The following is a 25,952-nucleotide window of genomic DNA, read 5'->3' on the forward strand; positions in this document are numbered from 1 at the left end:
GGATGACAAAGAATTGAAGGAGGGCGCCATGCCTGTTCCCGACAAGGTCGTGGATATCAGCGTCGCGCGCAGTCTTGTTGAGGCGCGCAAGGCTGAGGAGCGCGAGAAGTTGGGCGATGACGACAAGGGGGGGCCAGAACTCCCGCCCCAATTCGTGCTGGATTGCTTCCGCTCCTCCGAGCTGGGCGACGGCACGCTGTATGCCGCGCTTCAGCGTGGCCAGTTCCTCTTCAACAACGCCACCCGCGAATGGCTTCGCTGGAACCGGCATCATTGGGCGCGAGACTCCATGCAGTCCTCACTTTCCGCAGTTGAAAGCGTGGTGACGACGTACAGCCGCACGCTCCCGATGTTCGCCGCGCAAGATCCCGGCATCTTCAAGGAGCTGCACAAGCGGCTGCAACGCCTGCGCTCAGACCGTGGCCGGACCAACACGCTCAAGCTCGCCGCTACCTGCGAGGAGCGCTTGGCCATCGAGGGCGATGAGATCGATGACAAGCCCCTCCTGTTCCCGTGCGCCAATGGGGTTGTGGATCTGGAGACAGGGAGCTTCCGCCCGGGCCGGCAAGAGGATCTGCTCATGCGGGCCTCCCCGGTCAACTGGAAGGGCGTTGATGAGCCGTGCCTGCTTTGGCGGAGCACGCTTCTTGAGATCATGCAGGGCGATAAGGCCAAGGTCGACTTCCTGCAGCGCTACTTCGGTTACTGCATCAGCGGCCTCAACGTTGAGCACCGCTTCCTGGTGCTCTGGGGGCGCGGCCGCAACGGCAAGGGCACCATCGTGGAGATGCTCAAGGAGCTGCTCGGTCCGCTGTCCAAGCCCATCGCCTCGGAGATGTTCCTCGATCAGGGCAAGTTCGGCGGAAAGAGTCCGAGCGGACCAAGCCCGGAGATCATGAGCTTGCGCGGCGTGCGCCTGGCCTTTGGATCTGAGACCGACGATGGCCGGCGCATCAGCCCAAGCCGGGTCAAGTGGCTCACCGGCGGCGACAGCCTGGTGGGCCGAAACCCCAACGACAAGTATGAGGTCAACTTCTTGCCGACGCACAAGCTTGTGCTGCTCACCAACCACAAGCCCGGCGCCCCGGCCGATGACTATGCGTTCTGGGAGCGCTGCCTCTTGGTGACGTTCGGGCTCTCCTATGTGTTCCGCGAGCCCAATGCGGATTATGAGCGCCGGGCAGACAAGGACCTTAAGGAAAAGCTCCGTGCCGAGTCCTCGGGGATCCTGGCGTGGTTGGTCGAAGGCTTCCTGCTTTGGAAGCGCGACGGCTTGAACCCGCCGCCATCCGTGACCGAGGCCACGGCGGAGTATCGTCGCGGCGAGGACACCATGGGCGACTTCATCGACGAGTGCTGCGAGGTTGGCACCGCGCTGCACGTGGAGGCCACGGAGCTCTACAAGGCCTTCACCGAATGGTGGGAAGAGAACGCCATCAGCAAGTTCCCCATGGTCCAGAAGAAGTTCGGGCGCATCATGAAGGAGAAGTTTGAGAGCCGAAAGGTCAGCGGCAAGTACCGCTACTACGGCATACGCATCAAGCCTAAGGTATAGCACTGTTTTTTGAGCGGCGGACGGTTTTGACAGGAGAGGACCGTCCGCCATGTAGGACCGAAAATCTCTATATTTAAGAATTACTTTTTTATCTTTAGAAAGTTCTTCTGAAAAATAGTCCTAAGGTCCTAACGGTAAAAGAACTCCAACAGCTTCAACAGTTTTCAGCCAGGACAAACGACAGGACCAAACAGGACCATGCAAAAAGGAGACGGAAATGCTGAGCATCCTTGACCTGCTCCAAGACGGGGGGATTGGGGTCCGCAAGGTCACCGCTGACGAATGGGCGTCGCGTTGCCCTGGATGCGGGGGAGAGGACAGGCCCGGCGATCCATCGGACCGCTTCCGCGTTTGGCCGGGGGGAGAGCGCGGCGGCAACGCCTGGTGCAGGATCTGCGGCTGGAAAGGCGACAACATTCAGTATTGCCGCGACTTCCTGGGTATGGATTTTCAGGATGCCTGTGAGCACGTGGGCCGTGACAAGGAAAAGCATGCTCCCACGCCGCGGCAGATCACGGCGCCAAGCGGTCCTCGGGTCTATGAGCCCGTTCGGCTCGGCCTGCCTCCGGTCATTTGGCAGCAGCACGCGGCCGAGCTGGTGGATTGGGCGCATCGCCAGTTGCTGGCCAACGCTGAGCAGCTCGCCTATCTGGCCGGGCGCGGCATCACCGAGGAGAGCGTCCGGCGCTTTCACCTGGGCTGGTGCCCGGGCGAACACGGGAAGGACATCTACCGCCCGCGCGAGAGCTGGGGCCTGCCGACCGAAATGAAGGATGACGGCGTGACGCCCAAGAAACTCTGGATTCCGCGCGGACTGGTCATCCCGGTGTACGCACCGGCGGAAGGCACGGCCAACCCCGTGCGACTGCGCATCCGGCGCCCCAAGGAGCACCTGCGCGAAGGCGACAGCAAATACATCGTGGTGCCGGGCAGCACGCGGCACACGTTGGTGACCGACCCTGACGCTCGCGCTTTCGTCATCGTAGAGGCGGAACTCGACGCCATGCTCATCTCTCAGTCCGTGGGCAATCTTGCTGGTGGAATCGCGCTCGGATCTTTGGCCCACAAGCCCGATGCCAACACGGACCAGATGCTCACCAAGGCCTTGGCCGTGCTGGTGGCTCTCGACTTTGAGCCCCCAACCGATGCCGACGCCGACCCCAAGAAGGCTGCAAAGCTTCGCCGCATCTACGGCTGGTGGAACGAGCGCTACCCGCGCGCCGAGCGCTGGCCCGTGCCCGTGGGCAAGGATCCCGGCGATGCCTACATGGCGGGCTGCGATATCGGCGTCTGGGTGACTGCTGGGCTGCCTCCTGTGCTGCGCCTGAAGGTTGCGGATTCTGCGACCGACGGACCGTTGCCTGTTGGTGGGGCGGTTCAGGGGGGCGCGCGTCTTGAGGTCCCGGCCTCGATGCGGAGTGCTGCGGCGGCATTGGCGCGGCATATGGCCACGCATGGCATCGTCCTGCGGCGCGGCGAGGCTGGCGGTCTGCTGCTGCCCCAGGGGGGTGCGGAGACACCCGCGAGCGCGCTGGAGGAAATGATCTTTCTCATTCCGGATGACCTGGCCGCTTGGCTCAAGGAGCAGGGTTGCGATGAGGTGACGGCGGCGATGTTGGGGGCTGACAATGGGTGAGCAGAGCTTTTCGTCTCTTGAGGCCGTGCGCCGCTTTTTGAATGAGCAGGGCTACCTGGTCACGAAAAGCACGATCAATCGCCACAAGGATGACGGGAAAATTCGTCCTGAGCACGGTGAGTTCTCTGAGGCCGCTGCGCTCAAGTATGCAAAGTCATTTTTGAAGCGCGCGGACACAGGCAAGCGCGCCGATCAGGACACGGCGGATCAGCAGCGGCGCTTCCTGACCGCACGGGCGGATAAGGCTGAGCAGGAAGCACAGATACTGCGGCTCAAGACTTTGGAGCAGGAAGGCAAGCTGATACCGCGCGAGCAGGTATCCCAGGATCTTGCTGCAAGGGCTGTGATGCTGAAGAGCGGGCTCAAGCATCTTGTCCAGTCCAACGTCAACAGCTGGGTGCATCTGGTTTCTGGAGACCCGCGCAAGGCCGCCGACCTCTTGCGCGAGCTGATGGGAAAACTTGAGCGTCTGCTCTCGGATTATGCCGGCGCCGAAAGCTTGGTCCTGGTGTTCGTCGAGGAAGAAGAGGCGGCTGAGATAGCGGAGGAAAACCGCGCAGAAGAAAATGATTCGGAGGCTGGCAACTTGGTTGCCTGAAAAAACATGGCAGAATCACGCAAGAAATCGGAATCGATTTTGCTCAAGTTTCAAGGCAACACCGTGAAGCTTGAACTCTTTGACGCCATGCTGTGGGATCATCCCGACGCGGGCGCGGGGCTGGTGCGTGTCCGCCAGGGAAGCATCACCTCGGGCCGCTGGGTGCAGGCGGCACCTGGTGAGACTGGCGCCATGTTCTTCGACCGCGAAGGTCTGGCCGGCATCGTGGCCGCTGCGCTCTTAGAGTATTCCAGCCTGTTCAACGTCGAGAGCGACAAGCCGGACCTGCGCAAGGGGCAGCCTGTGCGCGTATGGCCCAATCCGCATAGCCGCAAGATGTCCTTTGGCTGCTCCAAGACCTATGCCTTGAGCGATCCGATTCGCTGCTTTGATGGCCAATGGCGCATCATGGTCGGCGGTACGGACGGCTTCGTGTCGTGCGACTTGGTCCAGGGTCTGGATAAATACGGCCGCGAGGTGCAGCCGTGATCGCTCAGGGACAGCTTGCCCAAGCACCGGCGACAAACGCCATGGTGTTCACCTTGCCCGCCAGCCAGCGGCCCGCATGGATGCCTGAGCGTTATGAATTCCGCCTGTCCGGATCCGAGCGTAAGATCCTGCGCACACGCCGGCGCATCCCCTGCAGCGAATGGACCGAGAAGCATCGTATCGTCACGATGTCGAGCCTGCCCGGCCGCTGGCGCAATGATGTGACGCCGTATCTTGCCGGGATAATGGATGCCAGCTGGCACCCGTCCGTGCGCACCGTCATCATCTGCAAGGCCCCGCAGGTCGGCATGAGCGAGGCCGTCAACAACTGCATCGGCTACGCCATAGACCGGGATCCGGCGCCGACCATGTTCGTCTATCCGGATGAGCAGACCGCGCGCGACAACAGCAAGGCCCGCATCCAGCCCATGATCGAGAGCTCTCCCGCTCTGCGCCAATATCTCACGGGCGTGCAGGATGACGTTGCCAGCCTGCAGATCAATCTGCAGCACATGCCTATCTATATGGCCTGGGCCGGTTCCGCATCGCGGCTGGCCAATAAGCCCATCGGCCGGCTGGTGCTTGATGAGGTCGACAAGTACCCGCCCGCGGGAAAGCGCGAAACGGACCCGATCAGTCTGGCCAAGAAGCGCACCATCACTTTCCGCTGGGATCGCAAAACATGGATGCTCAGCACGCCCACGGTCGAGTCCGGGCCCATCTGGCAGGCTCTCCAGAAAGAGGCCCAGGTTGTTTTTAAATACTGGGTGCGCTGTCCTCTGTGCGGCTGTTGGCAGCTCATGTGCTTCGACCAGATCAAATGGCCTGAGGACCAGCGCGACCCTGAGACCATCGAGGCCGAGCACTTGGCCTGGTACCAGTGCGAACATTGCGATGGGCACTGGGATGACTCCCAGCGCGACAAGGCTGTGCGGTTGGGAGAATGGCGCGACAATTCAGGATGTGAGATCTCGGCCAGCTTGAACAGCCGCCGGTGGCAAAAGGTCGGCTTCCATGTTCCCAGCTGGCTTTCCTCTTTCGTGTCTCTTTCCGCTGTGGCCGCCGCTTTTCTCAAGGGGCTCGTGGATAAGACAGCCATGCGCGACTTCATGAACGCCCACAAGGCCGAGCCTTGGTTCGACTACACCCAGCCCCGCAAGCATGATGTCGTGCTCGCCCTGCGCGATGAACGGCCGGAGGGCGTTGTCCCTTTCGGCGGCCGCATCGCCGGAATCACAGCCAGCGCGGATACCCAGGATAACGGCTGGTGGTATGAAATCCGCGCCTGGGGCTATGGCGTCGAGCAGGAATCCTGGCAGGTGCGCGCGGGCTATGTGACCACATTCGATGCTCTCGATACGGTACTCTGGGAAGAGCCGATTACCGATGCTGAGGGGAATATCTATTTCGTGGAGCTGGCAGTCATCGACTCGCAGGGGCACCGGACCAGCGACGTGTACGATTGGGCCCGCCGTCATCGCGGCCGGGTTTTTCCCTTCAAGGGCGAGCAGAAAATGCGTCAGCCCTTCGACTTCAGCCAGTTGGACTACTACCCCACCCACAAAGGCAAGAAGAAGCAGATCCCCGGCGGCTTGCAGCTGCTGCGCGCAGACGTGAACTATTTCAAAAATCGTTTGTCCTCACTCCTCGAAATCAACCCTGCCGACCCCGGCGCTTGGCACCTGCTCTCCAACTGCACGGAGCACTGGGCGCGCATGATGACGGTTGAATACGAGGAAAATGGCCTGTGGGTTTGCCCAGACCACAAGGACAACCATGGATGGGACTGCAGTGTTTACAACCTGATAGCCGCCGACGTGCGACGAATCAAATACAGACCCCGGCCAGAGGAATTGGCGGTAGCGAGAGAGCTTCCGAGAAAATCAGAATCAACGTCCGCATCCGGCGGCAGAAAGCTCCCCAGTTGGATGGGAAGGAGATAGCCATGCCCCATATCGATTCCTTGCCCCATGCACGTCCGAATTTGTTGGACTATAGCGCCGTCTGCAAGCGCCTGAATATCTGCAAGCAGACGTTTCATAATCTTGCGGACAGCGGGAAGCTTGGACAGGTCTACCGTATTGGTACATCCAAGCGGGTCACGGAACTTGGCGTGGAGGCCTACCTGCGCAGCGTGTGCGACGTGGACGAACCCGAGCCCATCGCTCCGCGGGGTAAGCGCAAGAAGCGGGACAAGAAGCATTGCCGAGCTGAAAAATAGTGAATATAGCTAATTTACGGAGGGGCTATGTGTGTAGAAACAGAACGGGCTTGTGATATTAAGGAATGTGAATTCCACCGGAATTTCATCCCGAGCGACATGGAATCTTTCTCTGTGCCCAAGCTCAACGGTGAATTTATTGAAGTGGAAAGGATTACGAGGCTTCGATTTGCGAAAAATGGTGTCATTTACAATGTTTGTTCTTTGCACACTGCGCTTTCAGATGAAGAGATCATGAGGCTGCTCCCTTAGGTCTTGAGCTGCATTCACAAGGTAAGTTTTTCGCTTAAACCTTACTTTCTGTCCACCCCGTCCACCCTGTCCACCACGTCCACGACGTAGACTCTATGGCCGCGCTAACAATGCGGCCATGAGTATTTGGACCCTCGCAGAACTTGATACGCAAATCGCGGCTTTCAAGACGGCCTTAATCAAGGTCGCCTCCGGGCAGTCCTACCAAATGGGTGACACGCATTTTACCAATGCCGATCTCCCCTCCATTCAGAAAACCCTTGAATATCTCAATCGCGAAAAGCTGGCCCTTTCCAAGGCTGGTGGTCCGCGCGTCGTTCCTGGGCGGGTACGCAGATGACCGCCGCGAATTTCATAGACCGCGCCATCGCCTTTGTGAGCCCGCAGGCCGGGCTCAACCGCTTGAAGGCGCGCGCGGGCATGATGCTGGCGGAGCGCGGCCTTGAGGTTGCCGCCACCATGCCGGTGCGTCGTGATTCCGGAAGCCGTAAAGGCACCTTGTCATCTTGGAATCCGCTCCGCCACTCGCGTTACTCCGAATCCAGCGAGCGCAAGCTCACCCAAGACAGAGCCGATGACCTGGTGGCGAATGATCCCTATGCCGCCGGCACCGTGGAGTCCATGGGGGTCAACGTCATCGGGACCGGACTTCGCCCGCAGGCCAAGCCCAACATGAAGCGGCTTGGTATCACCGATGAAGAATCGGACGCTTTCTCCGCCAGTGCGGAATGGGCCTGGAAGCTCTGGAGCCGTGAGGCCGATGCGTGCAGTTGCTGCTCGTTTGCGGATATCCAGTTTGTCAATTTCCGCTCCATCCTCATCCATGGCGAGTTCATCAACTTGCAGGTGAAGGTTGATGAACCTGGCCGGACCTTCTTCACGGCTTTGCAACGCATCCACCCCCAGCGTTTGCGGACGCCTATCGATTTGGTAGGCGATTCCAATATCCGCGAAGGCGTTGTGCTGGGCGACCGTGGCCAGCCGGTGAGTTGCTGGATTGCCAACCCGGACGATGGCGTGATGTTGCGTCTGACGTCTTCGGACTTCCAGAATCTGCCCATCAAGCGCGCCCACCGCAACGTGGTCTATCACCGCTTTTTCCATCGCGACCCGGAACAAGTGCGCGGCACAAGCATCCTAGCCCCTGGGATGAAAAGCTTTCGCGACTTGGGCGATTACCTGGACTTTGAACTGGTGGCCAACATCGTCTCCGCCAGCTTCCCCTTGTTCATCGCCACGGAAAACGCTGATGACATCGCCGGCGGGGAGCCCATCAATGGGCCGAAGAGGGACCAGGGCCGCATCTACAACGAATATGAGCCCGGTCAGGTCATGTATGGCCGCACCGGTGAAACGCCCAAGGTCCTCGAATCCAATCGTCCGGGGAATAACTTCGGGACCTTTGTGGAGCGCGTGCTGCGCGGCCTCTCCTCCGCAACGAACATGCCCTATGAGGTCCTGGCAAAGGACTTCTCTAAAACAAATTATTCCAGCGCTCGCGCCTCGTTGCTCGAAGCCTGGCGCGTGTATCTGCTGTACCGCGCAGGAATGGTCAACTGGTTCTGCCAGCCCGTTTACGAGCAGATCATGGAAGAGGCCTATTTGCGTGGCTTGCTGGATATGCCCGCCAATGCGCCGGACTTCTACGAGGCCAAGGCCGAATGGTGCAACGCCATGTGGATCGGCGCGGCGCGCGGCCATGTGGATCCTGTGAAGGAAATGGCCGCCAACAAGGTCGCCCTGGAGGAGAACATCACCACGCTGAGTCAGATCGTGAGCGAGCAGGGCGGTGATGACTGGGAGGCCACCATGGAGCAGCGCGCACGCGAGGTCAAAAAAGCCCAGGAGCTCGGTCTGCCCATTAGCACCTCAAACATCACCATGCCCGACACGCAGCAAGAGCAAGACCCGCAACAGGAGCGCGACACATGAACCTGTCCGATTTTATCGACGGCCAGCAATGGGCCATCAAAGCCGAGGTTCTTGAGGGCTTTGTCCAGTTGCTTGAATTGCGCTCGACCGGTGCGGATTTGGAGTCATTCGCCGCAAAAATGAGTGGTGCCAGCCAGCAACACCGCGCGGCCAAGGCCCAGGGCACAACGGCCATCGTCCCCGTGGACGGAACGCTGTCCAAGCGCACCTTCGGGTTCGACTGCGGCGCCACCTATGCGGGCATCCGCGAGGCCATACAGACGGCCCTGGACGATCCCAGCGTGTCCAACATCCTGCTTGATGTGGACTCGCCCGGGGGGACAGTGTCCGGAGCATCCGAGCTGGCCGACTACATCGCCCAGGCCGACAAAATCAAGCCGGTCTATGCCTACACCGATGGGTTCATGTGCTCTGCTGCATACTGGCTGGCCTGCGGCGCAAGGCAGATCACGGCTGCGCCCACCGCCACAGTGGGTTCCATCGGCGTGCTCGCAACCCATACAGACCGCAGCGCGCGCGATCAGAGCGCGGGCATCAAGCGCACCATGATTACCGCTGGCAGCCACAAGGCTATCGGCCACGATGCCGCGCCCTTGGACGACAAGTCGCGCGCGGTCATCCAGGGCAACCTGGACAAGCTGTACGGGATTTTCACGGACACCGTGGCCGCCAATCGCAATCTGACGACGGATGACGCGGAACAGTGGGCGGACGGAAAAGTGTTCTTGGCCGCAGACGCCAAAGCGCAAGGGCTCGTTGATGAGGTGGGCACGCGCGATAACCTTTTAGCCAAAATTTCCCATCAGGAGGACCCCATGGATCTGAAGCAGCTCAAGGCGGAACATCCCGACCTGGTCACGGCCATCAAGGCCGAAGCCACCACCGAGATCAATGAGAAGCTGGCCAAAGCCGAGGCCGCTTCCGCACAGGCCGTGCAGGCCGAGCAAGGCCGCGTCGTTGGCCTGGTCAAAGTCATGTTCGGCGATGAAACCGGCGCCAAGATCGAAGGCCTGGCCAAGTCCGGCATGACCCAGGAAATGGCCGTTTCCGCCAAGAATCTCTTGGGCGGCGTCACCAACACGGTCAAGGACGAAGCTCCCAGCAAGGCCCAAGAGGACGCCCTGAAGACGCTCGCTGACGCCACTGCTGCGCCGCTCAAGAACAGCGCGGATTCTGGCGGCAAGGACTTCATGGCCTTGGTGGCGGCGGCCCAGAAAGACGACCCCAATCTCTCCAAGGCCCAGGCCATTACTTATGTGGCCCGCACCCACACCGAGGCTCACCAGGCCTGGGTGCAACAGCAGCAGCCCAAGGCCCAGAAGGCCTAAGGAGGACACCATGCCCTACACTGACGATCCCAGAAAGACCTTCATCGTCGGCGGCGCCGACATCCCCGCTTACCGCCTGTGCAAACTCGCGGCTGGTCTGTTGGTGGTTATGACCGCCACGGCCACGGACCGACCCGTGGGCGCAACCCGTGAGCTTATCCAGGCGGGCGAACCTGGCTGCGTGAAGATGATGACCTCTGACGGCACCATGGAAATGGAGGCCGCTACCGCCATCACCGCTGGCTCGGACGTGTACGCCGCCGCTGATGGCAAGGTCCAGGCCCTGCCCACTGCTGCGGGCACCTATCGCCGTATCGGCACCGCCCTTGAAGGGGCGTCCGCCGCTGGCGCCATCATCGAGGTGCTGCCCGACGACTTCAACAGCGCCAAAACCGTGTCCGCCTAGGCACGGTAAATAAGGAGAACCACCATGCCCGCTCCCAATGGCTCCACTGCCATCATCCGGCCGGAACTGGCCACATGCGCCTTTGAGTACTCGCTCGACTCCGCGAAAAGCGGCTACATCGGCGCTGAAGTGCTGCCCGTGTTCGAGACCGATGTCGAAGGCGGCCAGTATCCGGTCATCCCCGTCGAAGCCCTGCTCTCCATCCCGGAGACCGCCCGCGCTGATGGCGGCGCCTACAACCGCGATGACTTCCAGTACGGCGAGGATGACTACCTGTGCAAGGAAAACGGGTTCGAGTCGCCCATCGACGACAAGCAGGTCAAGCGCCTCAGCCGCTACTTCGACGCCGAACTTGTGGCCACCCAGCGCTGCATGGACGTGATTCTGCGCCGGCAGGAGAAGCGCATCGCCGATCTGCTTTACAACGAGACCAACTTCGCGCCGCATTCCGTTGGCCATGCCTGGAGCTCTACCGATACGGCGGATCCTCTTGCGGACGTCAATGCCGGCGCCGAAGCCATTGAAGACCTCACCGGTTTGAGCCCCAATACCCTCATCATCAACAAGCCCATTTTCCGGGCTCTTGGCCTGTGCGACGCCCTCATCGATCGCATCAAGTACACCAACCCCAACGTGCAGCGTGGCCAGATCGGTGCTGACTTGCTGGCCCAGTACTTCGGCGTCGACCGCGTGCTGGTGGCCGGTGGCGTTTACAACAGCGCCAACAAGGGCCTTTCGAAGTCCATCGCCCGCATCTGGTCCAGCACCTACGCCATGCTTTGCGTCACCTCCAGCGGCGGCATGGACCTGCGTGAACCCAGCCTGGGCCGCACCTTCATGTGGACCCAGGACAGCCCCACCCCCGTGGTTGTTGAGAGCTACCGGGAAGAGCAGATCCGCAGCAACGTGATCCGCGCCCGCCAGAACACGGCGGAGAAGCTGACCATGAAGGCCGCGGGCTACCTGCTCAAGGGCGTTCTGTAAACGTCGAGCCACCTCCTCGCATAGCTCCGCCTCCGGCGGCCTGGTCCGGGAACCCTGGGCCGCCGGAGCGGGGCAAACAAAGGACAGAGCCATGAGCCAGATGAACACCGTCACCGACCGCTGGGCCTGGATCCGCGCCACACTCGACAAAGACGAAGGCATGAGGCTGAAGGCCTACCCCGACCAGTACGACAATATCACCATCGGCCGTGGCCACAATCTGACAGCGAATCCTGTTCCTGGAATCCCCGCCCGCTTGGGCACGGTCATCACCATGGACCAGGCGCTGCGGCTGGCCGAGCACGATCTCCAGAAGGCCGTCAGCGAAGTGTACTCCCGTGTGCCCTTTGCCGTAGATCTCGCTCCCGCGCGTTTCGACGTGCTGGTGATGATGGCCTTCAACCTGGGCATCGACGGCTTGCTTGGGTTCCACAACATGCTCGCCGCGGTGCAGAAGGGAAATTTTGAGGAAGCCGCGCGCCAGATGCTCGCCAGCAAATGGGCCATGCAGCTGGGCGACGGAGAAGGCGGCAAAGATGACCGCCCGGAGCGTTTGGCAAAAATCATGCGGACCGGCGAATACCCGGCCGCCTAAGGAGACACCATGTCCAATCTCGCAAAGATCCTTTGTCTCGTCGCATTCGCCGTCGTGCTCGGCATCTGGACCCTGATCGTCTTGCTCGGCAAGGCGGATGCCGGTCCTCTTGTGAATTTCCTGCAGAGCGGTGCCATGGCCGGCGGCGCCGCCATTCTCGCTCTCATCAATCCCCAGGGCGCGCTCAATATCTTCTCCGAACCCCTGATCGCCCGCACCGGGAAACTTGTGAGCGCGGCCCCCTTGGAACAGCCGACCACCGGCAAGATAGAGCCCATCGGCCAGCCTCTCCCTGGATTCGACAAGCCAGGCACCGGCGGATTCATCGCCCTCGATGTCCTCGGCTCAGTGTTGCTGGCAGCAGGCATGTTGATCGGCATCATGGCCTTCGCCGGATGCGGCAAGGTCAACACCATCCCTGCCACGCCCTACGCGCCGCCCGCTGTCTGCACCGGAAGCTACGACAACGCCACCGGGGCCTACCTTGGAACAGATTCCGAGATCTTGAAGTCCTTGCCCAACCCCACGGGCACGGGTGTTGTGCTGCAGCTCGCCAACTACGCCGCCATCAAGTCCGGCGCCTACAAGGCCTCGAATGCCCTGACCGTCTTGAACGACATCGAGGCCGCACTCGACGCCGCCACCGATTACGGCAGCCTCGCGGTCTACGTGTCCGGGAAGCTCGCCGACGCCAACACCGCCGCGGGCACGCAGATCTTCGTGAGTACGGGCCTGCTTTCGCAGTTCACAAGCCACGCCGTCATCAGCGAGTGCGACAAGGCCATCATCAAGCGGCACCTGGCGAACCAGCGCGCCATCATCAACGCCCTCACGGCCAGCAAGTAAGGAGAACGTGACAATGGGCACTCTCTGGAACGGCTTCAAGATGGTCATCGTTGTGTTGTGGTGCATGCTCACCGGTAAGAGCCTGGAGAACTAGCATCATGCGGATGCTCACCTCCCTTTTGCTCCTTTTGGCTCTGGCCGGCTGCGCTTTACGCAATGCCGGCGTGGCCGAATACCGTCTGCGCCCCTACCTGGACGCGAACGGAACGGAGCGATGCTGTGAGGTGAGCATCATCAACGGCAAGGAGATCGCAAACCTTGAGGCCGTGTTCACGCGCGCCGCCGATGGATCTTGCCGGGTGGAGTTGCGTGAGACGGGCGTGCAGGCGTTCGAGGGGCAGAAGATCGCGGCCGATGCGCTGCGCCAGACCATCAACGACACGGTTGCGATAGCGGTCAAGGCTGCACTCGCTGGAGGCCTGTGATGTTCCTTCCTGGTGACCTGAGCTTTCGACACGGCCAAGGCTTGATCCCCGACGCTATCCGCTGGGCTGAGCGCAAGCCCGGCGAGCCGGAGGCCTACGCCAACCATGTGGCGGGCTTCACCGCACCGGACATGGTGACCGAGGCGCTGTGGAGCGTGCAGACGCGCCCGTATGCCCAGTTCAATGACGGAACCCCCTTCCAGGTCTGGCGCTGCATGCCCCTCACGGATGCGCAGCGCCAGGCTGTGGCCGCACAGGCCTTGGCCTACGTGGGCCGGGATTACGGCTTGCTCAAGATCGGCGCACACCTGGGCGATGCCCTGCTGTCCCGGATCATGGGGCGCAACGTATACGCCGTGCGCAAGCTGGCCAGCCTCGACCGCTACCCCATTTGCTCGTGGGTGTGGGCCAATGCCTACGAAAAGGCACTTGGCGAAAAGAAGTTCTTCGGCGTCGAAGCGAACGAGGCCGACCCCGACGACATGCACGACTTTGTCAGCGCTTCGCCCGCCTGGGCCATGGTCTTTGAGCTCAAGGAGGCCGCATGACCGCACCGTGTGCTTTCCACGACCAGAGCATGGAGCAGGTGCGCTCCACGCTGGTGGATATCCGTGAGCAGATGCGCGAAGGCTTGGCGGCGCTTAAAGAGCAGGCCGATCTGTTTCGCGACACCATCGCCAAGGTTGTGGATGCGCAGTCCGCGCGTCGGGAGCTTTGCGCCAAGCAAGATCAGCGGCTGGTCAGCCTGGAGCAGGCACAAACCCAGCACCGTGAGGCCCACGCCATCGAGCGGGAGGAATATCTTCAGGATCGCGCGGACAGTTGGTCAGCCGTCAATAAGCTGCGTTTCCATGTCTACATGGGATTAGGCGGTTTTGCCATCCTGGAAATCGTCGTGCTCCCCATCGTGCTGCACTACGTGTTGAGGTAGCCCATGTCTGAATATGCCGACATCGCCGCCTTTATCCTGCAGCAGCAGGGCGAAAGCGTTTCATACCAGATCGGAGACGGCGATCCGGTGATCTTGAACGCCGTGGTGGCGCATCATGGCCATGGGTATTGCCCCACCGGGTGGTCCTCGGATTTGTTCCCGAACCAGGCACAGCACGCGGAAATTCGCATGGCGGCTGAGGACTCGGACGGCAACGCCATGCCCGAGCCCCAAGTGAGCGATGGCCTCACCATCACTGCCGGAGGCCTGACCTACACCGTTCGCGAGGTGACGCGGGAACCCAAGATCGGCCCCAAGCCCCTGTGGTGGGTATGCCGGTGCGCCTGCAACCAGAGGAGCAAATACTAATGGCTTTCGGTGTGGAGCGCATCACGACCTCTGCCGGTCGCAGCTACCCGTTTCTCTCGGGCACGGCCACCGGATCGGCCAACGGGACGATGTTCAAGATCAACGACACGGCCGCCCCCTGGCTGTCTTACCTGGCGCGCACCTTCCCGGCGGAGCTGAACAAGGCCCTGGCCTCAATCGGGTACGAGGCGCGCAAGGAAATGTCCGCCATCATGAAGGCAGGGGAGGGCCCGGCCGGTGTGAGCTGGGCGCCGATGTCCTTGGCCAGCGCGCAGTTTCGCAGCTACACCCGCGCCCAAAACCGCGCGGACAAGAAAGCTGGTGGGACGGGCATCTGGAAGGTCACGGGGACCGGCTCTTTGTTCGGCAAGCTGTACCGGGCCGTGGGCTACAAGCGCGATGTCGAGACAATGAGCGTGCGCATCGGCTTTCTGAGCTACAGCGCCGCCATTCTTATGAAGGCCCTGCAAGAGGGGTTTGTAACCTCGGTCACTTCCCGCATGCGTCGCAAGTTCAATACGGGGGACCTCTCCGGTGTTGGCGGTTCCATCATCGATCCCGCACGCCCCATGGTGGAACCCTATTACCGCCAGATCGAAGCAAGCCTGCCGGGCCGCATTCAAAACAAGATCCTGGCGTACCTGGACCAGGCACAGTCCTTTTCCAGGGCCGCCTAGGGAGATGCCATGCAGGAGTCCTACGATATCGCAAAAATTTGGAATCAAGCCCTGACGGCGGACCCGGACCTGAACGCCTTTTGCCAGAACGCTTTCCATAAAAATCTCAGCATTTTTCTGGGCGCGGTCATGGAGGATCTTCCTGGGGAGCAGGTCGCCCCGTATCTGGCGCTCATCTCCGTAGAGGACAAGGGCGGTTTCGAAACGGTTCAGGCTGAATCCACGGTCCTCATCTTCATGGGCATCATGGATAAGAGCGTGACGAAGATCGGGAACAATACGGTGATCCGGGGCCCTGAGACTATGAACCAGCTTGAGAAGATTGTGCGCTCCGCTTTGGAACAGACGGATTTCCCGCCCTCGCGTTGGCACGCCACGTCTGCGCAACCCGGCCCCCATTATTTTGAGAGGCATTGTTTTTACATCGTCGAACAAGACCGCACCATCGGCGCGGACTAGGAGGACACCACCATGACTGTGCAGCGGCAAGAAAAAGGCTTCAAGGGCACGGCGGTCATCGATTTCGAGACCTCGTTTAACTCTCCGCCCGCGGCCGGATCTCGCAAGGGGTTCCGCGTCCCCATCAAGTCCAACGCCATCAGCGCTTCGGCCAAGCTTGTGGCCGATGCCACGCTCACCGGACGGCGCGACTCCGTGCAGCCGGACGTGGGCAACGTCGACGTTTCCGGGGCGCTCAAGGTCCCGGTGGATGCCCATAGCTTTGGCTTGCATCTCAAGGCCATGTTCGGCGCGCCCGTGACCACCACCGCCGTGCCCGCCGTGCATCTGGATGCCACGGCCGCGGTGGACAAGGGGAATGGCCTGGTTGGGTTGCCTTGCACCGGCCACGGCTTGGCCGTGGGCGCTCCCATCGTTGTGGCGGGCTCCACCCACTACGATGGCGCCTATGTCCTTTCGGCCGGAACCAGCACCAACGAGCTGGTCATCGCCAAGACTTATGCAGCGGAGACCTTTCTGGGCACGGTGAGCGTGACGCTTGCTCGCCAGCTCCACCTTGTGGGCGCCGTGCGTGATGCCGGCGGTGGCAAGGTCGGTTTGCCTTGCGCCGCTCATGGTCTGCCCGTAGGCGCGCAGATCGTTGTTTCGGGATCCACCCACTTTGACGCCACCTATATCGTCCAGAGGGGCACCAGCACGGATGAGCTCCTGGTTACCGCCACCTACAGCGCGGAAACATTTTCCGCTGGTTCCGTCACAGCCACCTGCGGCTTTTGGGATCGCGTGTTCAAGGTTCTCGACACCATGCCGAGCATCGTTGTCGAGAAGGCCTTCCCCGGCATCCCCCGCTACTACGCGAGCCGGGGCATCCGCATCAGCAAGCTAGGGCTGAGCTTCGGCGGCGAAGGTGCGACCGAGGCCTCCATGGACGTCATGGGCGCGGGCGAAGATGACGATTCGATAGCGTATGACGCTGCCGCGATTTCGCTTCCTCTCCACAAGTTCAGCCAGAAGCACGTCACCCTGTTTGAGGGAGGCATCGCGTATTCCGACCGGGTGAAGACGCTGACCTTGAATATCGACTTCGGCCTGGACGGAGACACCTACACCATCAATACGCCGGATAAGGCCGGCGAGCGCGGCGACATCAACGAAGGGGAGCTCAAGATCGACGGCGATCTTGAAGCGCTGTTCAAGGGCGTCGACCTGGTGAACAAGGCCGTGGCCTCGACCATCAGCAGCTTGACCGTCTTGGCCGTGCGCGAGGGCTATCAGCTGCAGTTCGATGTGCCTGAACTGGTGTACGAGCGCGCCACGCCTTCCATCGACGGGCCTAAGGGCGTTTTGGAAAAGCACAAGTACCAGGGTTTCTACGCCAACAATTCGGCGAATTCGTCCATCGTCATCCGTCTGCGCAATGAGATGCAGACCCTGGAGGTCTAGGCCATGGGACTCAAGATCACACTGCCTATAAGCGGCCTCGTGGTGGAGCTGGCGGTCATCCCCTGGAAGGAGTCGAAGGAGATCCCGCAAAAAGCCTTGAAGGCTGTGCAGGACAAGAAAGGTGACGATTACGTCGAAGACTTCCTGCGGCATCATTACCCGGAGTCGGTCTATGAGATCGCCTTCAAGTCCAGGATCGATGCCACTGCGCTGTACAACGACACCTTCCGCTGGAACTTCGACGGCCCTGATGCCGTAAAAAACTCCTCGCGGTCTGGGACTGGCGCACCGACCCAGACCGAGTAGCCTACTGCCGCTCTTGCCGAGAGACGGCAGCGGAGGATGAAGCGGGGGATTGCTCCGAGTGCCCGGAAAATAAGGGCCCGGAGCTCCTCCCGGGGAATAAGGCGGTCTGGAAGCTTTGGATCAACGTGAGCACACAGTGGCGCGTTGGATTCTCCGGGGCCACAGGGCTTGACTACCAAGCCGTTGATGTTTCTGCAAAATGGCTCGGTATACAGATGACGCCCTGTCTTTTCGACATGATCCGCATGCTTGAGGCCGCCCAGCTCGGGCGCTTTGCCGAGATACGAGAACGCAACAGAACGAGGAATTGAGATGAGCGCTGAAACACAAATCATCGTCTCCGCCAAGGATCTCGCGACCGATGTGTTCCACAAGATAGAGCTGAGCCATGAGAGCCTTGTGCGCTCCGTGGAGAAGTTCGAGAATATCGTCCCCTTCGCCAGCTTTGGCCTTGGCGCTTACATGGGTGCCGAGGCCCTTAAGGAGCTTACTCAGGGGACCTTTGAGTACATGGACCACATGGGCAAGCTGGGCCAGCAGGTCGGCATGACCTCGGAGGAGATCTCCAAGTACAGCTATGTGGCCATGCTTGCGGACGTGAGCCAGGAATCCATGGTCAAGTCCGTTGAGCGCCTGTCCAAAAACATGGCCGGAGCCGCTGGCGGCGTTTCCGAGGGCATGGACAGCATGGCCGCAGGCGGCAACAAGGTGCGCGCCTCCCTCATCGCTATGGGCTTCTCCCAGCGCGACATAAAGCAGGGCCTGAATGACATGCCCTCCTTCCTGGGGAAGATCGCCGATAAGTTCATGACCTATGAGGATGGGGCCAAGAAAACAGCCTTGGCCATGAATCTGTTTAGCAAATCCGGCGCGGTCATGATCCCCATGCTCAATAAGGGATCTGAGGCCTTCAAGGAAATGTTCAAGGAGGCCGAAGGTTCTGGCGGTGTCATCGGCGGTGACATCGCCAAGCAGGCCGAAGAGGTCGACGACAATTTTAAGCGGCTCCATGCCCGCATCGAGGGCGTGAAGATCATCATCGCCACCGGCCTGTTGCCTACCTTTGAAACGCTGAGCGACGTATTTCTCGACCAAAATGCAAAGGCCGGTGACTACACCACAACCATCAATGTTCTTGGAGCATCCATAAAGACAATAGCCCAAGGGGCCTTGTTTTTGGGCGCAGCGCTCACGACCTCTGCGGAAGGTTATGGCATGCTCAAGGACATGGCCACCAAGAATGGCGGCGCGGAGCTGTGGAAGGCGATCGAAGAGCGGTCTGCGAAAATTGAGGCAACGTGGAAGCGGTTTGCGGAACAGTCGCAAAAGCTGGATCTGTTTGGCCAGCATCCCGCCGAGGAGCACAAGGCTGGTTCGGGTTCTGAGGACTCCCATTCGAAGGCCAAGAAAACGCAGGCCCCCCTGGCTGATACAAACACAGCTCATGGCATGGACGCCATTAAGGCCCTGCACGAAGAGGCGCTGAAGGCTCAAAGCGCATTGCAGCAGGTGCAGGACACCTATGCTGAGCTGACACTCACTCTGGCTGGCGACACCTACGGCGCCGAGCTCATGAAGAACCAGTCTGAATACGACAAGCAATACATGGAATCCCTGAAGGAATTCCAAAAAGTTCAAGACGAGCGCAAAGCCCTGGCGACGAAGGGCCGGCTGACTCCAGAGGCCGCTGCAACCTTGGATCAAACTCAGGTCGCTGTGCTTGCCCGCATGGCTGGCCTTGAGGTCAACCATGTCCTCAAAGACATCCAGGCGGGCATCAAGGACGGCCTGGAGAAGATGGCCCACGATGCCTCGCACACGACCACCATGGCCGGTTTCACCGGGCAGGGCGTCTATGAGGCGCAGCTCTCGGCCATCAAGGCCAAGTACGACGCCCTGCGCGCAGACCCCAAGACCAAGCAGTACAAGGGTGACTGGGATGCCGAGGAGCAGGCGGCCGTTGCTCGGGCCGGAAAAGACCAGGAAAAGACCCTTGCCCAGCAACGCGGCGAGCTGGCACAGCTGACGGGAAACAACGAGGAATATTACGAATCACAGGTAAAAGTGCTCACCATCGAGCGCGATCTCGCCTCCACGGAAGCCGAACGCAAGCTGAAGCAAGAGCAGCTGAACAAAGCCAGAGCCCAAGCCAATGGCGATGGGCTGGACGGTTTGCGACGTGGCCTGACCGAATACTCCGCCTCCGCCAGGGATATGTGGCAGAACTTCAGCTCCATGGGTAAGAATGCGGCCCAGGATGTGGAGAACGCCCTGACTGACGCGTTGTCGGGAAAGAAGGTCAACATCAGCACGTTGATCCAGCAACTCAACGGAGAGTTTGCCCGCGCCACAATCGTCCGCCCACTTATGGGACTGGCGACCGATGCCTTGTCAAAGTCGGAGCTCTTGGGTTCGTTCTTCGGCGGTAAGACGGGTGATGCCGCCGGGGACGCCGCGTCCGCCGTCAGCCTCGGAACCTCTGCCGCTGCGCTCGATACCTCGGCCCTCGCCATCGAAACATCCTCTGTCTCCCTTGATGCCGCAGCTGTAGCCATGGACGCCTCGGCACTTGCGCTGGATATGTCCGCAATGTCCCTGGAGGGTGCTGCCGCAGCACTCAGCGCTGGCGGGGGACTCTCCGCGTTGTCATCTGCCGGTGGCGGGCTGGGGTTGTTGGATGATGCCGTGGGAGGATTCTTCAGCTTGGACGGCATGCTCGCTGGAGGCGGCCCAACCGGAAGGGGCAAGTACCTTGTGGGCGAGAACGGTCCGGAACTGTTGGATTTGAGCGGCTCCGGATATGTCTACAACAACACGGAGTTGAGCGACATGCTCTCTGGCTCATCCGATGGATCGACCGTCAACCATTTCAATGTGACCATTCCGCAGACCTTCGACTTCCGCGGTGCGGACACCGGCGCGGAAACGCGCTTGCGCGCCTATGCCGGCGTCATCAAGAAGGAGGCAACCGCCGCTGCCGTGGCCTCTGTCCGCGCTGAGTCTTTGCGCGGGGGCCGGTATGCCAAGGACCTGAGGAGGGGCGTCTAATGACCATCACGCGCCTTACCTGGCCCAGCCTCAAAATGCGGCCGATCTCCTGGAGCTGGCGGACCATCGCCAATACGCAGACCTGGACAAGCCCGTTGAATGGCAGCGAGCAGACGGCGGAGCTTCCTGGTGCGCGCTGGTGGTTTCGCGTCGGCTACCAAAACATGCGCGAAGATGACTGGCGCATGGTGGATGCCTTCCTGGCCCAGCTGCGCGGCATGGCCGGGCGCGTGCTGCTTTCGCCCCTGCATGGCGAGGCCCCGCGCGGCGTGGCCACGGGCCTGCCCATTGTCTATGGCGCCGATCAGCTTGGACGCAGCATGGCGACCAGCGGCTGGACTGCCAACACCGCCCACATCCTGCGCGTGGGCGACTATTTCAGCGTGCCCACCTTGAGCGGGCCGGAACTCAAGATCATCACCGCCGACGTGGCGAGCGACGCGGCTGGCAAGGCGACGCTGACGTTTGAGCCCCCCTTGCGGAACAGCCCGGATAATGGGGCATCCATAACCGTGGCGGATCCTGTTTGCCCCATGCGGCTCAAGGACGGTGACCAGGGAGAATTCGCCCTGACCAACATGCGTTTGGGATCGGTCACCCTTGAATTCGCGGAGAGCTGGATATGAGCGGCCGCGATATATCAAGCGCGGTCGATACCGCCGCAGCGCAAGAGGTGGTCCGCTTCTTCGACCTGGCCAGGTTCGACTTCGACACGGGCATCGTGCGCATCACCGGCGCGCCCTATGATGTCTTTTACGACCTGGACGGCGATGGCGCGGCCGAACAGTGGAAAACGCTCATGGGCTTGGGCAAGGCTACCGGCGTGGAGGACGGCACCGAGCTGCAATCCTACACTGTCACCTGTACTCTTTCGGCCATCCCGCTTGAGGCCGTCTCCCTCGCCCTTGCGGAAACGCCCCAGGGCCGCCCGGCCTACATATGGCGGGCCTTCCTGGATGCGGACAATACAATCATCGACGCGCCCGTGCTGCTGTTCTCCGGCCGCATGGATGTCATGCCCCTCAAGATCGGCCAAACGGCCGAGCTCAACCTGACCATCGGCTCACGCCTGGCCGACTGGGACCGCGTGCGCGGCGGCCGCTACACCGATGCGGAGCAGCAAAACCGTTGCCCGGGCGACCGCTTTTTCCAGTTCACCGCCCAAGCCTGCGACAAAGAATTGAAGTGGGGCAACTCATGAGGTTCCAGCGCGTATCCGATTGGCCGGCGCGGCTTGCGCATGTTGTGGAGGCGGAGCGCCTGCGCCCGTTCGATTGGGGCACGGCTGATTGTTGTCTGTTCGTGGGCGACTGCATCCTGGCCATGACCGGCATTGACCCGGCGAGCGAGTTCCGCGGGCGCTACATGACTGCGCGCGGCGCGCAGCGCTGCTTGCGGCGGTATTGCGGCGGCGGTGTGGAGGCCCTGGCCGAGAAGATCGCGGCCGAATACCGCATGCCGGAAATATTGCCCAAGATGGCGCAACGCGGCGATGCTGTATTGCTGCGCACGCCGGAGTGCCCTCCTGAAGGGAAATCTGTCGGCATCTGCGTTGGCGTGCTCATGGCCGCCCAGGGCCCGCAAGGTTTGACCATGGTTCCGGTTGAGCGCGTGCTGCGCGCCTGGAGGGTGTGATGGGCAGCGTTGTCGGAGCCGTGGTCAAGGCAGCAGTGACATTCGCCATCTTCGGCCCAGGTGCGGGCGCCATGAGCTTGGGCATGTCTTTGCTGACTGGGCTCATGGGCTCCAACGCGAAGAAGGGCAGCAACAATACGCCCTCCGACCATAAGCTCACGCTCAAGAGCACAGTGGAGAGCCGGAAAAGAGTCTATGGCGAAGCCATGGTTTCCGGGCCCCTGGTGCTCAAGACGACAACGGGCGGCACGAAGGAATATCTGCACTTGGTTGTGCCGCTTGCGGCGCACAGGATTACGGAATTTTTGGAAACATGGTTCGACGATACGCTGTCCACGGCCTCGCGAATCAACGGCTATAACCGCGTCAGCCCGCATGATGGATCCATTTTGCAGGCTGCGGACGCGGACCTTGTGTCCGAGGTCTCCGGCTGGACCACAGCGCATCGCGGCCGGGGCATCGCCTACGTGTATGCCCGCCTCAAGTACAACAGCACGGCCTGGCCGGACGGCATCAAGAACGTCAAGTGCGTCATCCGGGGCAAGGCTCTGTATGATCCTCGTCTGCCTGTTGTCGCCATAGCCAGCACGGCGGCGGGCGCGCCCGGAATTTTGCACACCAGCGCTGCCCACGGTTTGACCGTTGGGGATGAGGTGTTTGTCCTCGACCATGCGGCGCTTGAAAAGTTCTACACCGTGGCCAGCGTGCCCAGCGCCACCAGCCTCACCCTGGCCGACCAGGTGAGCGGGGCGGATGTGGCGGTTGCGGCCGCAAGCACCGGCGGCAGCCTGAGCAAGCTGCGCTGGAGCAACAACTTCGCCTTGGCCGTGCTGGATTATCTGCTCTGCACGGACGGGCTCAACGCTATCATGGCCGAGATAAACGCCCCCTACTGGATTGCCGCGGCCAATGTCAGCGATGAGCAGGTGCCCCTTGGCGCCACGGCCATCTGCACGGCGGATCCCGCCACGGACGTGCTGACGCTTTCCGCGGCCGTCCCCTGGCAGAATGGCCTGCAGGTGCGGCTGACCAGCACCGGAACTTTGCCCGGCGGCGTGACGGCCGGAACGTCGTATGCCTGGGTGCGCTTGACGCCGACCACGGGCATGCTGGCCAAGACGAAAGAGGACGCCGTTTATGGCCTCGGCATTGATCTGACGAGCTCCGGAACCGGCACGCTGACGCTTTCCGCCGCGCTCTCCTGCACGGTGGATGCTGGTGATTTGCAGCAATCCGCCACTTTCAGCGCCAGCGTTGATACGGATGTCTTGACACTTTCCGCTGGGGTCTATTGGGCCACTGGCAAAAAGGTGCGTCTCACCAGCACCGGCGTTTTGCCTTCTGCGACAACTTCCGTGTATCGCGACGGCGGAGACTACCCCGGTTTTTATGAGCAGGTGACTGCACCCCTCGACGCGGCCACTGATTATTTCTGGATCCGGATCAGCGCGACCACGGGCAAGCTGGCCGCGAGTGCTGACGCGGCAACCGCAGGCACGGCCCTTGATATCGCAACCACGGGCACCGGTGCGCACACCATCGCCAATGTGGTGACGGTCAGCTCGAACCCGACGAATATCATCACGCTTTCGGACAATGTGCCGCGCGATGATGATTCCAGCGACGATGCGGATCAGGACGCAATATCCCCGCAGTTCGGCTGGGCCACGGGCGATGGCGTTCAGTTCTGCGAAGGCGCTGCGCCCACGGGCCTGGCTTTGCACACCACGTATTATTGGATCCGCGTCACCAATTCCACCGGGCGCATTGCGGCCACGCATGACGCCGCCATTGCCCTTTCTCCCTTGTTGCTGGCCGATGCCGGCGCAAGTCTCACCATGGCGCGGGTGAGCCAGCCACGTTACACGGTCAACGGCCAGCTGGATTTGGCCAACAAGCCGCTCGACAATGTCGAGAAGCTGCTCACTGCCGGCGGTGGGGTGATCCCTTATGTCCAGGGCGCATACCGCCTGCACTCGGCCGGAGTCACCATTCCCAGCTTCGACCTTTCCCCTTCAGATCTGCGCGATACTCTGACCGTGCAGGCCCAGCCATCCAAACAGGACGTGTACAACGCGGTGCGCGGCACGTTCGTCGACCCTACGCAGCTGTGGGAGGCGTCCGACTTGCCCCCTGTGGTGAGCGACCAATACCAGGCCGAGGACGGCGGCGAGCAGATCTTCAAGGATGTTGAGTTCACCTTCACGACGGACAGCATGCGCGGGCAGCGGCTCATGTGGCTGATGCTGCAAGAGGCCCGGCAGGGCATTACCGTCGACTTTCCGGCGCGCCTGACGGCTGGCGCACGGTCGACCATCAGCATCGCCCCCTGGGACGTGGGGCGGCTGAATTTCAAGGATGCCCTGGGCTGGGATGCCAAGCTGTTCCGGGTCACCGCCTGGAAGCAATCCGACGATATGGGCGTCGACCTGACGCTGAAGGAATACGCGCCCGAGTCCAGCAACTGGACGCCGGACATGGCCGCCCATGCCGACTATGCGCCCAATACCAGCTTGGCCAGCCCTTGGGATGTTGTTGCGCCCACGGCTCTGACGCTGGAAAGCGGCACGAACGTGCTGGCGGTGCGCGGCGACGGCACGGTGCAGACACGCATCAAGGCCTCCTGGACGCCCCCTGCGGACGCCTACGTGCTTTCTGGCGGCACCATAGAGGTGCAGCTCAAAAAGAGCGCAGACGAGGTCTGGGCCACAGCCCTGCGCGTGCCGGGCGATGATGCCGTGGCCTACCTCACCGATGTTGAGGACGGCATTGCCTACGACGTGCGCATCCGCGGGGTGAATGGGTTCACCGCCGTCAGCGCGTGGCTCACGGTGCTTGGCCATGTGGTGCTCGGCAAGAGCGCGCCGCCCACCGACATCCCGTCCATCAGCGCGCAACAGAACGGATCCAGCACCACAATCCAGCTTGTGGGCGTCAGCGACGCGGACCTGGCCGGATACCGCGTGGGCTACGCGGCCAAGGGCGCCTTCGACTGGTCGACCAGCAACATCCTCACCAAGCTCATGCAATCCACCTTGCTCACCACGCTGGCCATTCCCCCGGGCGACTGGACCATCGGGGCCAAGTCCGTGGACACCAGCGGCAACCTGAGCACCGGTGTGGCGATGTGCGACATCACCATCGGCAGCGCGGGCGATGTCATCATCACCGCGTCCCAGTATCCCACATGGCCCGGCGTCCGCACAGGGCTGGTGCTGAATGAACTCACCGGCCACCTGTTGCCGCGCAGCCAGAAGAGCGCGCAGGAACTGGGCACGGCGCTCTTTACCACCTTCGTGCCCGATCCTGTGACGGAATGCTGGTACGAGACACCGGAAATAGATTCCGGGGTGGAGTCGACCACCGTGCGCATTTGGGGGCAGCCCCTCGCTGTGGCCGGGCCGGGCCGCGCCGCGCCGGGGGTGAGCACGCAGCTGGCCCAGCGCAGCGCGGGCGGATCGTATGGGGCGTTCTCGGCCTGGCTCATCGGCCAGATGAACGGCCGCTATGCAAAGATGCGGGCCGTGCTCGATTTGAGCGCCGGCGTCGGCGTGCTCACCGGGCTCACGGTCACCGCAGACGCGGAGCCCTTTACCCAATACGGCAGCGGCGTTGCTGCGGTGGGCGGCACGCGCGTCACCTTTGCCAAGCCGCATAACCGCGTGCCCTACGTGGAGTTGACGAACCAATCCGCCACGGCGCTCAACCCGACATACACCAACCTGGACGCCGAAGGCATGACCGTCATCATGAAGCTGCCCGCCACGCAAGCGGACGTGGGTGGCCCCTTTGGCTGGAAAACAACCGGAGCATAAGG

At 61.6% G+C, this 25,952-nt stretch carries 26 protein-coding genes and 1 pseudogene; all 27 read left to right on the top strand.

Annotated features, from left to right (window positions below; genetic code table 11):
• The first annotated feature begins 28 nt into the window (after positions 1–28).
• Positions 29–1,555, top strand: a complete 1,527-nt coding sequence (locus tag ACYQ4W_RS03560) for a DNA primase family protein (protein WP_459852895.1) — start codon at positions 29–31, stop codon at positions 1,553–1,555.
• A gap of 217 nt (positions 1,556–1,772) precedes the next feature.
• Positions 1,773–3,191, top strand: coding sequence for a CHC2 zinc finger domain-containing protein (locus ACYQ4W_RS03565; protein WP_459852898.1), 1,419 nt, complete (start codon positions 1,773–1,775; stop codon positions 3,189–3,191).
• Positions 3,184–3,789: a hypothetical protein gene (locus tag ACYQ4W_RS03570; protein WP_459852901.1), complete on the top strand. Its 606-nt coding sequence runs from the start codon at positions 3,184–3,186 to the stop codon at positions 3,787–3,789. Before ACYQ4W_RS03565 ends, ACYQ4W_RS03570 begins: the two co-directional genes overlap by 8 nt.
• Positions 3,790–3,795: 6 nt before the next feature.
• A complete protein-coding gene (locus tag ACYQ4W_RS03575; protein WP_459852904.1) occupies positions 3,796–4,278 on the top strand; it encodes a hypothetical protein in 483 nt (160 codons plus the stop codon).
• Positions 4,275–6,221, top strand: a complete 1,947-nt coding sequence (locus ACYQ4W_RS03580) for a terminase gpA endonuclease subunit (protein ID WP_459852906.1) — start codon at positions 4,275–4,277, stop codon at positions 6,219–6,221. The genes ACYQ4W_RS03575 and ACYQ4W_RS03580 overlap by 4 nt, the downstream gene beginning before the upstream one ends.
• 2 nt (positions 6,222–6,223) lie before the next feature.
• On the top strand, positions 6,224–6,499 hold the full coding sequence (locus ACYQ4W_RS03585) for a helix-turn-helix domain-containing protein (protein ID WP_459852908.1): 276 nt from the start codon (positions 6,224–6,226) through the stop codon (positions 6,497–6,499).
• Between the two features lie 370 nt (positions 6,500–6,869).
• A complete protein-coding gene (locus ACYQ4W_RS03590; protein ID WP_459852911.1) occupies positions 6,870–7,091 on the top strand; it encodes a DUF6148 family protein in 222 nt (73 codons plus the stop codon).
• The gene (locus ACYQ4W_RS03595; RefSeq protein ID WP_459852913.1) at positions 7,088–8,683 is read left to right on the top strand and encodes a phage portal protein; all 1,596 of its coding nucleotides are present in this window, start codon (positions 7,088–7,090) and stop codon (positions 8,681–8,683) included. Before ACYQ4W_RS03590 ends, ACYQ4W_RS03595 begins: the two co-directional genes overlap by 4 nt.
• Positions 8,680–10,011, top strand: coding sequence for a signal peptide peptidase SppA (gene sppA, locus ACYQ4W_RS03600; protein WP_459852915.1), 1,332 nt, complete (start codon positions 8,680–8,682; stop codon positions 10,009–10,011). Before ACYQ4W_RS03595 ends, sppA begins: the two co-directional genes overlap by 4 nt.
• Positions 10,012–10,021: 10 nt before the next feature.
• A complete protein-coding gene (locus tag ACYQ4W_RS03605; RefSeq protein WP_459852918.1) occupies positions 10,022–10,417 on the top strand; it encodes a DUF2190 family protein in 396 nt (131 codons plus the stop codon).
• A gap of 24 nt (positions 10,418–10,441) precedes the next feature.
• Positions 10,442–11,401, top strand: a complete 960-nt coding sequence (locus tag ACYQ4W_RS03610; protein ID WP_459852921.1) for a hypothetical protein — start codon at positions 10,442–10,444, stop codon at positions 11,399–11,401.
• A gap of 91 nt (positions 11,402–11,492) precedes the next feature.
• Positions 11,493–11,996, top strand: a complete 504-nt coding sequence (locus ACYQ4W_RS03615) for a glycoside hydrolase family protein (RefSeq protein WP_459852924.1) — start codon at positions 11,493–11,495, stop codon at positions 11,994–11,996.
• Between the two features lie 9 nt (positions 11,997–12,005).
• Positions 12,006–12,842: a hypothetical protein gene (locus tag ACYQ4W_RS03620; protein ID WP_459852926.1), complete on the top strand. Its 837-nt coding sequence runs from the start codon at positions 12,006–12,008 to the stop codon at positions 12,840–12,842.
• Positions 12,843–12,940: 98 nt separating this feature from the next.
• Entirely contained in the window at positions 12,941–13,267 is a 327-nt protein-coding gene (locus ACYQ4W_RS03625; protein WP_459852929.1) for a hypothetical protein, read from the top strand.
• Positions 13,267–13,815, top strand: a complete 549-nt coding sequence (locus tag ACYQ4W_RS03630; RefSeq protein ID WP_459852931.1) for a hypothetical protein — start codon at positions 13,267–13,269, stop codon at positions 13,813–13,815. The genes ACYQ4W_RS03625 and ACYQ4W_RS03630 overlap by 1 nt, the downstream gene beginning before the upstream one ends.
• On the top strand, positions 13,812–14,198 hold the full coding sequence (locus ACYQ4W_RS03635) for a hypothetical protein (protein WP_459852933.1): 387 nt from the start codon (positions 13,812–13,814) through the stop codon (positions 14,196–14,198). The genes ACYQ4W_RS03630 and ACYQ4W_RS03635 overlap by 4 nt, the downstream gene beginning before the upstream one ends.
• A 3-nt stretch (positions 14,199–14,201) precedes the next feature.
• On the top strand, positions 14,202–14,567 hold the full coding sequence (locus tag ACYQ4W_RS03640; protein WP_459852936.1) for a hypothetical protein: 366 nt from the start codon (positions 14,202–14,204) through the stop codon (positions 14,565–14,567).
• Positions 14,567–15,244, top strand: a complete 678-nt coding sequence (locus ACYQ4W_RS03645; RefSeq protein ID WP_459852938.1) for a hypothetical protein — start codon at positions 14,567–14,569, stop codon at positions 15,242–15,244. The genes ACYQ4W_RS03640 and ACYQ4W_RS03645 overlap by 1 nt, the downstream gene beginning before the upstream one ends.
• Positions 15,245–15,253: 9 nt before the next feature.
• A complete protein-coding gene (locus ACYQ4W_RS03650; protein ID WP_459852940.1) occupies positions 15,254–15,703 on the top strand; it encodes a hypothetical protein in 450 nt (149 codons plus the stop codon).
• A 12-nt stretch (positions 15,704–15,715) separates the two neighbouring features.
• A complete protein-coding gene (locus ACYQ4W_RS03655; RefSeq protein ID WP_459852942.1) occupies positions 15,716–17,146 on the top strand; it encodes a phage tail tube protein in 1,431 nt (476 codons plus the stop codon).
• 3 nt (positions 17,147–17,149) lie between these two features.
• Complete coding sequence (locus ACYQ4W_RS03660; protein ID WP_459852944.1) at positions 17,150–17,452, top strand: hypothetical protein; 303 nt, start codon at positions 17,150–17,152, stop codon at positions 17,450–17,452.
• A gap of 92 nt (positions 17,453–17,544) precedes the next feature.
• Positions 17,545–17,763, top strand: a pseudogene (locus ACYQ4W_RS03665) (DUF1799 domain-containing protein); the annotation flags it as partial.
• Position 17,764: 1 nt separating this feature from the next.
• Positions 17,765–20,500, top strand: coding sequence for a phage tail tape measure C-terminal domain-containing protein (locus tag ACYQ4W_RS03670; protein WP_459852946.1), 2,736 nt, complete (start codon positions 17,765–17,767; stop codon positions 20,498–20,500).
• Positions 20,500–21,126, top strand: coding sequence for a hypothetical protein (locus tag ACYQ4W_RS03675; RefSeq protein ID WP_459852948.1), 627 nt, complete (start codon positions 20,500–20,502; stop codon positions 21,124–21,126). Before ACYQ4W_RS03670 ends, ACYQ4W_RS03675 begins: the two co-directional genes overlap by 1 nt.
• Positions 21,123–21,701: a hypothetical protein gene (locus ACYQ4W_RS03680; protein WP_459852950.1), complete on the top strand. Its 579-nt coding sequence runs from the start codon at positions 21,123–21,125 to the stop codon at positions 21,699–21,701. Before ACYQ4W_RS03675 ends, ACYQ4W_RS03680 begins: the two co-directional genes overlap by 4 nt.
• Complete coding sequence (locus tag ACYQ4W_RS03685; RefSeq protein ID WP_459852952.1) at positions 21,698–22,135, top strand: DUF6950 family protein; 438 nt, start codon at positions 21,698–21,700, stop codon at positions 22,133–22,135. The genes ACYQ4W_RS03680 and ACYQ4W_RS03685 overlap by 4 nt, the downstream gene beginning before the upstream one ends.
• Positions 22,135–25,950, top strand: coding sequence for a phage tail protein (locus ACYQ4W_RS03690; RefSeq protein WP_459852955.1), 3,816 nt, complete (start codon positions 22,135–22,137; stop codon positions 25,948–25,950). Before ACYQ4W_RS03685 ends, ACYQ4W_RS03690 begins: the two co-directional genes overlap by 1 nt.
• The last annotated feature ends 2 nt before the right edge of the window (positions 25,951–25,952 follow it).

It is taken from the genome of Humidesulfovibrio idahonensis (assembly GCF_054657715.1).